This window comes from Gluconobacter sp. P1D12_c (genome assembly GCF_018812105.1).
In the GTDB taxonomy this organism is placed as follows: Bacteria; Pseudomonadota; Alphaproteobacteria; order Acetobacterales; family Acetobacteraceae; genus Gluconobacter; species Gluconobacter oxydans_A.
On sequence record NZ_JACSIQ010000351.1, the window covers coordinates 1 to 491 of the forward strand.

The following is a 491-nucleotide window of genomic DNA, read 5'->3' on the forward strand; positions in this document are numbered from 1 at the left end:
GCAGCATATGGTCGACAGTACCGTAGTCCGTGCCCATTCACAGGCTACGGGCGCAAAAGGGGGGCTCATTCGGAGGCTTTTGGTCGATCACGCGGCGGCTTTACGAGCAAGATCCATGTCCGATGTGACAATCAGGGATGCCCTCTTGGCTTTGTCCTTACCGGAGGCCAGGTCTCGGACTACAAAGCCACAGACGCCCTGATGAAGCTGTCTGTCCCGCCCCCCAAAGCCATGCTGGCTGATCGGGGCTATGACAGCGACGGCTTCCGCCAGGATCTGCTGATCCACGGGATCCTGCCGGTTATTCCATCACGCAAAAGCCGCAGTGCTCCACAGAAAACAGACTGGTGGCGTTACAGGGACCGCAAYCGCATYGAGCGGATGTTCAACAGGCTCAAGCAGATGCGCCGTATTGCAACCCGATACGACAAAACCGCCTTATCATTCATAAGCTTCCTCAATCTCGCCGCCGCGAGGCTTTGGATTGAATC

1 protein-coding gene is annotated in these 491 nt (G+C 57.1%); it reads left to right on the plus strand.

All coding sequences use genetic code 11. The features are described 5' to 3' along the window. Positions 1-491, plus strand: a 491-nt coding sequence (locus KP705_RS17130; RefSeq protein ID WP_215765138.1) for an IS5 family transposase, incomplete at both ends; no start/stop codon positions are given.